Genomic DNA, 12,466 nt, shown 5'->3' with positions numbered 1-12,466 from the left:
TGGTTTACGGGCGCTTGGTGAGGATTGCCGAGGCGTGCGGGGCCAGATCCTTGCCCTTGGCTGCGGCCACGTCCCAGCGCCAGTACAGGTCATTGTTGACCAGGCCGAAAATCCGGGTGGCCGCACTGTAATCCTTGGACTGTGACCCGCGCATCACCATGTCGGTGCTCAGCTGCACCCGCGGGCCCTTGATCTGGCCGTAGTAGAGCTCCGAGATACCGCCGGGGTGAACGATGGTGGCAGTGATGTCGAACCCGCCGTCGGCGTTGCGCAACTCTTCGACCTCGTCCGCCGACTTCAACGCCGGCACAATGTCCGCCGGGACCAGGCCCGGACCGACGTCGGCGTCGTTCAGTTTACGGTCGAGAGCCCAGAAGCCGGTTTCCACCGTCAACGGCCGCAACCGATTGCCGTCCTCGTCGGTGAGCCAGCTTTCGGCGGTGTACTGCAGGTAGGGCAAGCCGTTCTGCGTGAACGTGACCTTCTGGACGAAGTGCTCGTCCTCATCCTCGCCCGCACCCAGCCGGCCAGCACCTTCCCAGCTGCCGAGCAGCCATGACAGCGGCACCAGCTCCGGGGTCAGTTCCGTGGGGAGTTCAATCGGCATGATGAAGAGAGGGGCCGCTTACTTCTGGCCCTTGAACAGGCGGACAACCACCAGCGAGGCGACGGCCGCGATGGACAGGCCGGCGAGGACCAGCAGGGAAAGGAAGGCGATTTCAAGACCGAGATACGACATGGCTCCATAGTAACGGCCCGAACGGAAGGATGCCTGCTTGCTACGTAACCACCCGCTGTGACCTCGATCAACAACCGGGCGAGCATCCCGGCGCCGGGCACGGCACCCTCCCGCGCCTCGCTTGGGCCAACGCAGGAACCGGGTCAGCACAGCAGCCGGATCAGCGCAACAGCCGGGTCAGCACAGCAGCCGGATCAGCGCAACAGCATCCGTTCCAGGAAGTAGACCATCGAGCCGGAGGCCATGACCGGTGCCGCGCCCGCAGCGAGCATGGCCGGCAGCCGGGTGGGGCCGCCGCCGGCCAGGATCAGCCGCCGGAAGCAGACCAGGATGATGCCGACGACGGCTCCCACGACCGCGGCGGGGAACATCGGCACGTTGGAGAACAGCGGGGCGGCCAGCGTCCCGGCCAACGTGGCCAGCACCACGCCCAGCGGCGCCACAATGCGGTCCGGCCAGGGCAGCAGGCAGGCGGCGATGGCCACCAGCATGCTGATGCCCGTCACCAGCATCATGCCCGTGTTGGCGGTATTGGCCGAGAGCCGTTCGGCCGCCACCCAGCCGGCGCCCAGCGAGGTCAGCACCAGGCCGGCGCTGGCGCCGAAGGTGGACTCGAGCCGGTGCGGCTGCCCGGTGCCGCGGAGCAACTGGATCAGGAACACGGCCATCACGCCGAGCGCGATCACCACCGCCATCCACAGCAGCGGCATGCCGGCGGGCGCCACGCCGGCGAGCACCGCCGTCGCAATTCCCGCCAGGGAGATGACCACGGCCAGGGTCTTTTTGGCCGGCACCTCCAGCAGTACCGGCCATCCGACGCCGACCACCACAGCGGCAACGCACACCACGGCAGTCAGCGCGGGAAGGGACAGGTAGGAGGCACCGACGACGGCGCACAGTACGGCGGCCGCGGCTACGGCGACGATCCACGTTTTCACGCTAGTCATACTGCCCTATGACGCAGGGCCGGTGCGAGAAGCCGCGGCGGCGCAGGCTGCGGGCGTTATACTTGTGCCACCGTCCGGCAGGATCCGCCTGCATAGTGAGGACCTTCCGGGCCCAGCCCGATGATGTGCGCCGCAAACCCCTTGGAGGAACCATGCCGCACATTCTGCTGTTGACCAACAGCCCCGGCTCGTCGATTGGCGTGCTGCCGGCCCTTGAACTGCTGAACCATAAGGTCCACATCCTGCCGGCCGAACCCACGGCGCTGCTGGAAACCGACCCGGCCGACGTGGTCATGGTCGATGCCCGCAAGGATCTGGTCGGTGCGCGCTCGCTCACCCAACTGCTGAAGGCCACCGGGCTGAGCGCACCGCTGGTGCTGGTCCTGACCGAGGGCGGCATGGCCGCCGTTAGCGCCAACTGGCTGGCCGATGACGTGGTCCTGGATACCGCCGGCCCGGCCGAGGTGGAGGCGCGGCTGCGGCTGGTGATCGCCCGGGCGCATGCCGGCGATGCGGAAACCAGCACGGAGATCCACGCCTCCGGGGTGGTGATCGACGAGGCCAGCTACACGGCGCGCGTGGGCGGGCAGCCGCTGAACCTGACCTACAAGGAATTCGAACTGCTCAAGTACCTGGCCCAGCATCCCGGCCGGGTCTTCACCCGAGACCAGCTGCTGCACGAAGTCTGGGGCTACGACTACTACGGCGGAACCCGCACGGTGGACGTGCACGTGCGGCGGCTGCGGGCCAAGATGGGCTCCGACCACGAACAATTGATCGGCACCGTCCGCAACGTCGGCTACCGCTTCACCTTGGTCCGCGCCTCCGAAGAGGAACCCGCCGACGTCACCGGCTGACCGGGCCTCCGCGGACCCGCAATGCACGCGTCGGGCCTAATTGGCGGCGGTTCCGTCGGGCGGCGGGCTGCCCCACCCCGCCGTCGTTGCCTGCTCGGATAGTCTGTGCTCATGACTGCATCGGATTCCGACCTGTGGCCCGTGCTGACCATCAAGGGCGCCCCTGACACCGAGACCCTCGCGGACATCAAGGCGCTCGCCGCCGCCGCCGAAGAATCCGACGGAAACCCGCCGCTCTCCGAGCAGACCTGGGTAAACCTGCGCTCCGGAGACTCCGCGGACCTGCTGGTGCTGGCCACCTACGCCGGCGAAGAGCGCTCCGATCCCGCCACCGCGAGCGCGCTGGCCGGCGTCGCCGTCGTCAGCCTGGCCACTGCCGCCGGCGCCGACAGCGTGCTGGAGCTGGTGGTGCACCCGTCCTACCGCGGCGAAGGTGTGGGCCTGCGGCTGGCCGAAGCCGTGCAGCAGCACGCCGAACTGCCCGAGCTGAAGGCCTGGTCGCACGGCGGCCACGAGGCAGCGGGACGGCTGGCCGCCCGCTTCGGCTTCGCGCCCGTGCGCGAACTCTGGCGGATGCGGCTGACCCACCCCGCGGGGATGCCCGACGCCGAACTGCCGGCCGACGTCGTCATCCGCACCTTCGTGCCCGGCCAGGACGAAGAAGCATGGCTGGCCGCGAACGCCGCCGCCTTTGCCGACCATCCTGAACAAGGCGCCATGACCCTGTCCGATTTGCGGGCCCGCATGGCCGAGGACTGGTTCGACCCGGCAGGGTTCCTGCTCGCCGAGCGCCGGGTCGGCGGCGGGCTGCTCGGTTTCCACTGGACCAAAATCCATCCGCGGGCCGGCAGCCACCCGTCCATCGGCGAAGTCTACGTGGTCGGAGTGACGCCGCAGGCGCAGGGCACCGGGCTGGGCAAGGCCCTGACCATTGCCGGCATCAAGCACCTGCAGGACGCCGGCGAACACGCGATCATGCTCTACGTAGACGCGGACAACGAGCCCGCCGTGGGGCTGTACCGCAAGCTCGGCTTTACCCGCTGGGATGCGGACGTGATGTATGCAGTCCAGGCTCAGGCTGACCGGCAAGAGTCGGTAACCTTATAGCTAACCGGCGCCTCGTTGAGAGGACAGTCCCGGCCCGCCGACAGCAGGAGAGAGCATGGTCACCGAACCTGAAGCCGCAGCCATTCCGCGCTTAGGGTCCTCCGAGATGGTTCCTGCCCGCGCCACCCAGGACCGCATCGACATTCCGGAATTCGCCCCCTCGCTGGCACCCGACGGGGACTTCACCCTGGAACGGTTCCTGGACCGTGAGATCAGCTGGCTGGATTTCAACGCGCGGGTCCTGGAGCTGGCCGAGGACGAGGACCTCTACCTGCTGGAACGGCTGAACTTCCTGTCCATCTTCGCCTCCAACCTGGACGAGTTCTTCATGGTCCGGGTGGCCGGCCTGAAGCGCCGGATCGCCACCGGACTGGCCGTGCCGTCCGCCGCCGGCCTCTCGCCCAGCGAGCAACTGGAACAGATCAAGGTCGCCGCGCACAAGCTGCAGCACCGCCATGCCCGGATCTTCGCCGAGCAGATCCGTCCGGCCTTGGCGTATGAGCACATCCACATTGTGCGCTGGGACGAGCTGGACGAGGCGGCCCGCACCGAGCTGTCCGTGATGTTCCGGGAGCGGGTCTTCCCGATCCTGACCCCGCTGGCGGTGGACCCGGCCCACCCCTTCCCCTACATCTCCGGGCTCTCGCTGAACCTGGCCGTGATTGTGCGCAACCCGGTGAGCGAGAAGGAACTCTTCGCCCGGCTCAAGGTCCCCGACCAGCTCTCCAGGCTGATCTCCGTGGACGGCCCCCGGGCCGGCTCGGTCCCCGGCCGCACCGCGCGGTTCATCCCGCTGGAAGACGTCATCGCCCAGCACCTGGACCTGCTCTTCCAGGGCATGGAGGTGCTGGAACACCACACCTTCCGGGTCACCCGCAACGAGGACCTGGAAGTCGAAGAGGACGACGCCGAGAACCTGCTGCAGGCGCTGGAAAAGGAACTGCTGCGCCGCCGCTTCGGCCCGCCCGTCCGGCTTGAAGTGGCCACGGACATCAACCCGAGCGTGCGCGAACTGCTGGTGCGCGAACTCGGCGTCGAGGAGTCCGAAGTGTACGCGCTCCCCGCGCCGCTGGACCTCCGCGGCCTGGAAGCCATCTACCGGATCGACCGGCCGGATATGAAGTACCCCAAGCAGTTGGCGCACACCAGCCGCTTCCTGAACGAGAGCGAAACGTCCAAGGCCGCGAATGTGTTCGCTGCCATGCGCCGGCGCGACATCTTGCTGCACCATCCCTACGACTCGTTCTCCACCTCGGTGCAGGCCTTCCTGGAGCAGGCCGCGGCAGACCCGAAGGTACAGGCGATCAAGCAGACGCTGTACCGGACCTCGGGCGATTCTCCGATCGTGGATGCGCTGATCGACGCCGCCGAAGCGGGCAAACAGGTGCTGGCCCTGGTGGAGATCAAGGCCCGGTTCGACGAGCAGGCCAACATCGACTGGGCCCGGAAGCTGGAGCAAGCCGGCGTCCACGTGGTCTACGGCATCGTGGGCCTGAAGACGCACTGCAAGCTCTCACTGGTGGTGCGCCAGGAAGGCGACGGCCTGCGCCGCTACTGCCACATCGGCACCGGCAACTACCACCCGCGCACGGCCCGCTACTACGAGGATCTGGGTCTGCTGACGGCCAATTACCAGGTCGGCGAGGACCTCTCCAAGCTGTTCAACCAGCTCTCCGGCTACGCCCCGAAGTCCACCTTCAAGCGTCTGCTGGTGGCACCGCGCTCGGTGCGTTCGGGCCTGATCGACCGGATCGAAAAGGAAATCGCCAACAGCAAGGCCGGGCTGGCCGCCCGCGTGGTGATCAAGGTGAACTCCATGGTGGACGAGGCCATCATCGACTCGCTCTACCGCGCCTCGCAGGCCGGCGTAAAGGTGGACGTCATCGTCCGCGGCATTTGCGCCGTCCGCCCGGGAGTGCCGGGGCTCAGCGAGAACATCCGCGTCCGCTCCATCCTGGGCCGGTTCCTGGAGCACTCCCGTGTGTTCGGCTTCGCCAACGGCGGCGACCCGGTGGTCTACATCGGCTCCGCCGACATGATGCACCGCAACCTGGACCGGCGCGTTGAGGCCCTGGTGCAGTTGAACTCGCGCGAGGACATCAACGACCTGCTGGCCGTCTTGGACCGGTACATGGACCCGGGCACCGCCAGCTGGCACCTGGACAGCGACGGCGCCTGGACCAGGCATCACAAGGACGACGACGGCAACCCGCTCTCGGATATCCAGTCCTGGCTGCTCGCCTCCCGGTCCCGCCAGCGCACCCTCAGCCGCCGCTGATGACGCAGAACAAAACCGACGACGCCGGTGCTCCCCCGGGCGTCAAAGTCACCGCTGCTGGGGCCCTGTGCTGGCGCGTCCGCCAGGGCCGCCTCGAGGTACTGCTGATCCATCGGCCGCGTTACGACGACTGGTCCTGGCCTAAGGGCAAGCTGGACAGCGGCGAAACCACGCCCGAGTGTGCCGTGCGCGAGGTCGACGAGGAAATAGGCGTGCAGATCCGGCTGGGCATTCCGCTGCCCACCATCTACTACAAGGTGAATCCCGGGCTCAAGCAGGTGCTGTACTGGGCCGCCAAACTGGACAAACAAGAACCGGTTCCGGACGGCAACGAGGTGGACCGCGTGCTCTGGTGCCCGCCGGCCAAGGCCCGCGAACTGCTGACCAACCCTTCCGATGTCGAACCGCTGGATGCCTTGGAGGCCGCGCACCGGCGGGACGAACTCGATACCTATCCGTTCGTCGTCGTCCGCCATGCCAAGGCAAAACCGCGGTCCGCGTGGTCCCAGGCCGAGGGCGAGCGCCCGCTGGTGGCCACCGGGCGGCGGCAGGCGCTGGCGGTCTGCCGGATGCTCTCCGCGTGGAAACCCAAGCGGATTGTCTCCAGCCCGTGGCTGCGCTGCGTGCAGACCGTCACCCCGTACGCCATGCACACGCAGACCAAACTGCGGACCGTGGACGCCATCACCGAACACAACAACGAGCGCAACCCGAAGAAGGCCCGGGCCGCGCTGTTCCAGATGCTGGAGAAGGGCAAGCCCACCGCCGTCTGCACCCACCGGCCCGTGCTGCCCAACCTGTTCAAGGTGCTGGCAGCCCGGATGGACCCCCTGCTCGCCGCGAAACTGCCCACCGAGGACCCCTACCTGCGGCCCGGGGCCGTGCTGGTCTGCCACATCTCCAAGAAGAAGCACGGCAAAATCGTGGCGATGGAGATCCTCGACGCTTACGACGACTGACGGCTGACGACTGACCGGCTACCGGCGACGGCCCAACAAGCCCTCGCCGGGCCGTGGCCCCGGAGCCCACACTCTTGACCCCTGCCGTTATGTATCAAATACTTGATCCATTGATACAGGGCGAGGGGGCTCGTGGATTTACTGACCAGCACCATCACCGGCCTGCTGTTCGGTGCCGCCATCATTTACGTCGTGCTGCGGATCATCGCCGGCAGGGTGGGAAATAGTGCAGCCACCCTCGCGGCGCCCGGTTCAGTCGTGAACTCCGGCCCATCGGATGTGGCCGGGCGGGATGCAGCCCGGATGCATGCGTTCTGGACGGCCCTCATCGCGTTCTTCGCCAGCGGGCTGTCCGCGGCCTCCAAGGTCGGCGACGTTCCGGCCGCCTACTACGCCGGACATACACCAGCGCCTTCTTGGCTGGCGGACCTGCTGACCGTTCTGGTGCCGCTGGTCAGCTTGGCCGGAATCTACATCATCGGCCAATACACCTGGCCCAAGCCCCGCGGCAGGGTCCGCCGCGCCGACGTCACCATCCGCCGCCTCCGCGACTACCTCCCGACGGCGCTGCTCTCGGTCATGACCGGGGCGGCGGTGCTGGCCGTGGCCGCGGCGACGTCCGTCTGGGAGCTTCCGGGCATCGAGGGTTTCAGCGGCACCCAGTCCTTCGACGGTGTTGAAGTCACCGGGGAACACAACGGCCGCCAGCCCGGCAGCTACTTCGCCCCGATCCTGCTGATCGGCATCCTGACGCTCGCGGCCGGCGTTGCCACGGCGACGGCGATCATCGTACGACGGCGCTCCGTGGACTCACTCAACCGCGAGGACAACGACGTCCTGCGGCGCATCCTGATCAACCGCCTGTTCCGCACGGCCACCTTGCTCTTCGCCGCGCTCGGCACCATGGCAGTCAACTTCGCCAACCAGCAGGTGCCCACCTTCATCCTCGACGGACCGATACCGGACACCGGATGGGAACCCGCACAGCAGCTGGCAGGCTGGCTCACCATCACCCTGATGATCGCCATGGCCCTGTGGCGACCTCCGCTGCTGGCCCCCGACGGCAGTCCGGGCCGTCCGGTCATCTACCGCGGCAGCTATGCCGCGGGGCAGGAGATCACGGAGTCCATGCATACTGCCGCGATGGTCTTCACCGCACTCGCGCTGGTTGCTGTGGGCGGGTGGGCCAGTTTCGCTGTACAGTCGGCCACCGGCCCCGACAACGGGAACCCCGTGTTCCCTGCTTCGTCCCAACTCTTGCTGCCGCTGGCGTTTGCCGTTCCGGTGGCCGTGTTTTCGGCCGTTGTTGCAACGGGAGAGGTTCGGCTTTGGCGCGGCCACACCAGATCGTCCGACGCTTCCGGCTCGCTCGGACATGCCCGGCCGATGCCCGCGGCCCAGCTGGTCCCGCGCCCGCTCCTGGCCGCCGTTGCAGGCGGCGCGGTGCTGCTGGGCGCCGCCATCGGCTTCAATGCTGCCGCACCGGGCCGGCAGCCCGACCTGCTGGCAGCCTTCACCGTGGCCGGTGCTTTCCTGCTGTTGCTCTGCGCAGCCGCCATCCTGTTGGTGCACCGCCGCCCCCGGCTGTTCGAGGCAACCCCGGAGGCCGACAACCTGCTCCGCCGCGCTTCCGGCTTCCGCGTTGCGCGGATGACCGCCGCCGGTCTTTTCGCCCTGACCGCCCAACTGCTCAACGCACATCCCGCTGGCTGGGGCTGGTTCCTGGACGACACCGTCGCCTGGAACGTGTACCGGCTTTCCCCTAGTGCGCATACGGCGCTCCGCATCACCACGGCAGTGCTCTATCTGGCCGCCATCGTGCTGGCGCTACTCCCCGGAGCAGCGCGACCGCGCCGCTCGGTGGCCGGCCATATCGGCCACCCCGTGACGCGCCACTCCGACCACACCGTCAGCGGCCCTTCCGGCCCCGGCCCGGACCATGACCAGTCCGCGGTCCGCAAAGACCGCACGCCATGAGCACCCAAATCAGGGTTGACCTAGCGGCGCCGACTCCCCCGTATGAACAAATCCGCAGCCAGGTCGCGTCGCTGATTGCGGTCGGCACCCTGGCGGCCGGACAACGTCTGCCCCCGGTGCGCAGCCTGGCGGCAGACTTGGGAGTTGCCGCGGGGACCGTGGCCCGGGCGTACAAAGAGCTTGAGGCCGCGGGCCTGCTGGTCAGCCGCCGGCGCCACGGCACCACAGTGGCCGATGCGGCAGCCGCCACGCACCAAACCGCAGCCGGCTCCGCCGAGGTGGGCATCGCCGTCGTACAGTTGGTGCGCGCGGCCCGGGACGCGGGACTGGACGATGAAACGGTCCTGAACCTGGTCCGAGGCCAACTGCGGCGCCCGCTCGGGAACGCGCCGGACGGGCTGTGAGCCTGCGCTCCGCCGGCAGTTGCCACGGCACCCCTCAACTACACTGGACGCTGTGAACGCGATTCCCACCCCGTATGAAGACCTGCTGCGCGACGTCATGGCCAACGGCACGGCCAAATCGGACCGCACCGGCACCGGAACCCGCAGCGTCTTCGGCCGCCAGATCCGCTACGACCTGGCCCAGGGCTTCCCGCTGATCACCACCAAACGCGTGCATTTCAAGTCCGTGGCGCTGGAGCTGTTGTGGTTCCTGCGCGGCGACTCGAACGCGAAGTGGCTGCAGGAACGCGGCGTCAAGATCTGGAATGAATGGGCCGATGCCGACGGCGAGCTCGGTCCGGTCTACGGGGTCCAGTGGCGCTCCTGGCCCACGCCCGACGGCGGGCACATCGACCAGATCGCCAACCTGGTGGAAGAGTTGAAGAACAATCCGGACTCGCGCCGGCACATCGTCTCGGCGTGGAACGTGGCGGAGATCAAGAACATGGCGCTACCGCCGTGCCACGCGTTCTTCCAGTTCTATGTGGCGGACGGCAAGCTCTCCTGCCAGCTGTACCAGCGCAGCGCGGACATGTTCCTGGGCGTGCCGTTCAACATCGCCTCCTACGCACTGCTCACCCTGATGCTGGCGCAGCAGGTGGGTCTGGAGCCGGGCGAATTCATCTGGACCGGCGGCGACGTTCACGTCTACGACGACCACGTGGAGCAAGTCCGCGAGCAGCTTTCGCGCGATCCCTACCCATACCCCACGCTCAACATCCTGCGGAAGCCGGAGAGCATTTTCGACTACTCGCTGGAGGACTTCGAAGTGGCCAACTACCAGCACCATCCGGCCATCAAGGCCCCGGTGGCCGTATGAGCGCCGACTACAACGCAGGCCCCGCCGACGGCGCACCTAGCGCCAGCTCCGCAGGCCCCGCCGGCGGCCCGGGCCCCTACCCGGATAGCGTCGCCGAGTCCGTGACTGCCGCCGCGGCCGCCACCGAGGGCGGGCAGCCGCTGTCGGCACCGGTGGTCGGCATGATCTGGGCCCAGACCACCAACGGCGTGATCGGCCGCGACGGCGGCATGCCCTGGCATCTGCCCGAAGACCTGGCGCACTTCAAACGGACCACGCTCAACCATCCCGTGATCATGGGCCGCAAGACCTGGGAGTCCTTCCCGGACAAGTACCGGCCGCTGCCCGGGCGCACCAACATTGTGATCAGCCGCAGGCCGGAGATGCGCGACCAGTTGGTGGCCGCGGGCGCTGTGGTCGTCGAATCCGTGGAGGACGCGATGGCCGAGGCCGCAGCCAGTCCCGGCGGCGACGAAATCTGGATCCTTGGCGGCGGCGAGATTTTCAACCTGACCACCCAGCATTCCAATGCGGCCTCGGTCACCGTCATCGACATGGAGACCGACGGCGACACCTACGCCCCGCAACTGGGCCCGGATTGGAAGCTCGACGGCGTCTCCCCCGCCGAGGGCTGGAGCACCGCCGCCAACGGCACCCGCTACCGCATCTCGCTCTGGGTCCGCGGGGAGGACAGCCGGGCGCAGTAGCCCGGGCCTGGACCTACTTCAGTCACCGTCACGGGAGCTTTAAGCGCGGCTGCCAGATGCACCGACGCCGGGCGACGGCACCGGGCGGCGGCACCGGGCGGCGGCACCGGGCGACGGCACCCTAGCCGAGCACCGTCGTCGTACGCCTACCCCTGGATGAGCCCGCAGAGGCACGTAACTCACGGCAGCCAAATTGACCCTGCCCGTAAACTAGATGGCATGACTTCACCCGCAGCCACTTCCTCTGTCCAGTCCGTCGGCCTGATCGGTTGGCGCGGCATGGTCGGTTCCGTCCTGATGCAGCGCATGCAGGATGAAGGCGACTTCGACCTGATCAACCCGGTCTTTTTCTCCACGTCGAACGCCGGCGGCGACGCCCCGGCCCTCGCCGGTGCCGCCGCGGGCGACGCAGGCAAACTGCAGGACGCGTACGACGTCGAGACGCTCGCCAAGCTGCCGATCATCGTCACCGCGCAGGGCGGGGACTACACCTCCGAGGTCTACCCCAAGTTGCGCGATGCCGGCTGGGACGGCCTCTGGATCGACGCCGCGTCCACGCTGCGGATGCAGGACAGCTCCATCATCGTGCTGGACCCGGTGAACCGGGACGTAATCGACGCTGGTCTGGCACGCGGCGTCAAGGAATTCATCGGCGGCAACTGCACCGTGTCCTGCATGCTGATGGGCCTGGGCGGGCTGTTCAAGAACGGTCTGGTCGAGTGGGGAACCTCCATGACCTACCAGGCAGCCTCCGGCGGGGGTGCCCGGCACATGCGCGAACTGCTGAACCAGTTCGGTTCGCTCAACACCGCAGTTTCCGCCGAGCTGGCGGATCCCGCCTCTGCCATCCTGGAAATCGACCGCAAGGTCCTGGCCCAGCAGCGCAATCCCGAGCTGGATTCCTCCCAGTTCGGCGTGCCGCTGGCCGGTTCCGTAATCCCGTGGATCGACAAGGACCTGGGCAACGGACAGTCCAAGGAAGAGTGGAAAGCGCCGGCCGAGACGAACAAGATCCTGGGGCTCAGCGATGACCAGCGCATCCCGTTCGACGGTCTGTGCGTGCGCATCGGCGCCATGCGGTCCCACTCGCAGGCGCTGACCTTGAAACTCACCGAAGACCTTCCGGTGGCCGAAATCGAGCGGATCATCGACGCCGACAACGAGTGGTCCCGCGTGGTTCCGAACACCAAGGAAGCCACCATGGAGCACCTCACCCCCGTGGCAGCCAGCGGCACGCTGGAGATCCCGGTGGGCCGGATCCGCAAGCTGGAAATGGGCCCCGAGTACATCAGCGCCTTCACCGTCGGAGACCAGCTCCTGTGGGGCGCTGCCGAGCCGCTGCGCCGCATGCTGCGCATCGCCACCGGCAACCTCTAGGACTGCCAGCCCCGTAAGGCAGCCGGCGTTGCTGGTGGTCTGACGCTCATGGAGCCCGTCCCTTCGGGGGGCGGGCTCCTGCCGTTGAATCCGCCGCCCGCCGTGCACTCTTTCCCACGAGCGACGGCGCTCCACCGTTAGCGCCGCCTGCTCCTCCCGTCGCCCCTTGCCTCAACCCTCGGCTGCGGCCGTGCCTAATCCCTCTCTTGTCCTCCACCAGCTGCTCCCCCGTGTCCGCAACCCGTCCCGTCCTCCACCGGCCTCCCCCGTGTCCCG

The 12,466-nt window shown here is 67.8% G+C and carries 11 protein-coding genes; 9 read left to right on the top strand and 2 right to left on the bottom strand.

All coding sequences use genetic code 11. The features are described from left to right. Positions 1-4: 4 nt before the first annotated feature. Positions 5-607 (bottom strand): FABP family protein, encoded by a 603-nt coding sequence (locus AB0N75_RS01610; protein WP_364644131.1) that lies wholly within the window; start codon positions 605-607, stop codon positions 5-7. A 326-nt stretch (positions 608-933) separates the two neighbouring features. Then, on the bottom strand, positions 934-1,677 hold the full coding sequence (locus AB0N75_RS01605) for a hypothetical protein (RefSeq protein WP_364644128.1): 744 nt from the start codon (positions 1,675-1,677) through the stop codon (positions 934-936). A 161-nt stretch (positions 1,678-1,838) separates the two neighbouring features. Between AB0N75_RS01605 and AB0N75_RS01600 the strand changes: the two genes are divergently transcribed. The 9 genes from AB0N75_RS01600 to asd all read left to right on the top strand — a co-directional run bounded on the left by AB0N75_RS01600 (position 1,839) and on the right by asd (position 12,190). Further along, positions 1,839-2,543, top strand: a complete 705-nt coding sequence (locus AB0N75_RS01600) for a response regulator transcription factor (RefSeq protein WP_364644125.1) — start codon at positions 1,839-1,841, stop codon at positions 2,541-2,543. Positions 2,544-2,654: 111 nt separating this feature from the next. Beyond that, entirely contained in the window at positions 2,655-3,650 is a 996-nt protein-coding gene (mshD, locus tag AB0N75_RS01595) for a mycothiol synthase (protein ID WP_364644122.1), read from the top strand. Positions 3,651-3,705: 55 nt separating this feature from the next. Then, entirely contained in the window at positions 3,706-5,928 is a 2,223-nt protein-coding gene (locus tag AB0N75_RS01590; protein WP_364644119.1) for an RNA degradosome polyphosphate kinase, read from the top strand. Beyond that, positions 5,928-6,887 (top strand): NUDIX hydrolase, encoded by a 960-nt coding sequence (locus AB0N75_RS01585; protein WP_364644116.1) that lies wholly within the window; start codon positions 5,928-5,930, stop codon positions 6,885-6,887. The genes AB0N75_RS01590 and AB0N75_RS01585 overlap by 1 nt, the downstream gene beginning before the upstream one ends. Positions 6,888-7,019: 132 nt before the next feature. Continuing rightward, positions 7,020-8,864, top strand: coding sequence for a hypothetical protein (locus tag AB0N75_RS01580; protein WP_364644113.1), 1,845 nt, complete (start codon positions 7,020-7,022; stop codon positions 8,862-8,864). Then, positions 8,861-9,268, top strand: a complete 408-nt coding sequence (locus AB0N75_RS01575; protein WP_364644110.1) for a GntR family transcriptional regulator — start codon at positions 8,861-8,863, stop codon at positions 9,266-9,268. The genes AB0N75_RS01580 and AB0N75_RS01575 overlap by 4 nt, the downstream gene beginning before the upstream one ends. Before the next feature lie 97 nt (positions 9,269-9,365). After that, a complete protein-coding gene (locus AB0N75_RS01570; RefSeq protein WP_364644810.1) occupies positions 9,366-10,127 on the top strand; it encodes a thymidylate synthase in 762 nt (253 codons plus the stop codon). Beyond that, the gene (locus AB0N75_RS01565) at positions 10,124-10,813 is read left to right on the top strand and encodes a dihydrofolate reductase (RefSeq protein WP_364644107.1); all 690 of its coding nucleotides are present in this window, start codon (positions 10,124-10,126) and stop codon (positions 10,811-10,813) included. The genes AB0N75_RS01570 and AB0N75_RS01565 overlap by 4 nt, the downstream gene beginning before the upstream one ends. A gap of 219 nt (positions 10,814-11,032) precedes the next feature. Further along, a complete protein-coding gene (asd, locus tag AB0N75_RS01560; protein WP_364644105.1) occupies positions 11,033-12,190 on the top strand; it encodes an aspartate-semialdehyde dehydrogenase in 1,158 nt (385 codons plus the stop codon). Positions 12,191-12,466 lie beyond the last annotated feature (276 nt).

Source organism: Arthrobacter sp. NPDC089319, assembly GCF_040684925.1.
Classification (GTDB): domain Bacteria; phylum Actinomycetota; class Actinomycetes; order Actinomycetales; family Micrococcaceae; genus Crystallibacter.
Note: the sequence above shows the minus strand (reverse complement) of the source record. Positions and strands in the feature narration are given on the sequence as shown.